Consider the following 538-nt stretch of genomic DNA (forward strand, 5'->3'; position numbering starts at 1 on the left):
GTGGAGGTCAACACGACCACCTGAACGCAATGCCCCACGGCGTTGACCAATCTCTTCCATCAACTCAACATCAGTTTCTGGCAGTTCTTCGATCTGATAGCGCTCCTTCAGCTTCTCTGGGTAGTGCTTTGCGAGGTACTCGACAGTGTAAAATGCCACTTCGTCATATTCCATCGCCGTATCTTTCACTGCGCCAGTAGCGGCTAAACGAAAACCACTATGAGGGTTTTCCACTTTGCCAAGAATCCTGGGGTATCTGATAACACAATGCCATTTTGCAGGTTGATGCGTTGTTGACGGCGAGTCACCGCTGGTTGGTTACCCGTTTGTGCAATCGCACGCGGCCGCAAAGTGTTGATGATGGTGGATTTCCCCACGTTTGGGATGCCCATGATCATGGTGCGAATGTTTTTGCCGACTTCTTCACGATGAGGAGCTAGCTTACGGCATAGCTCAAGAATTTATGCACTTCTTGAGTCTGTGACGTGGTGATCGCCATCGCTTTTACATTCTGTTCTTTTTCAAGATGTTCAATCCA

The 538-nt window shown here is 48.9% G+C and carries 1 pseudogene; it reads right to left on the bottom strand.

Features of this window, described 5'->3' with window-relative positions:
• Positions 1–538 (bottom strand): annotated as a pseudogene (locus CIK04_RS27190) (GTPase); the annotation flags it as partial.

Source organism: Vibrio sp. 03_296, from assembly GCF_002265885.1.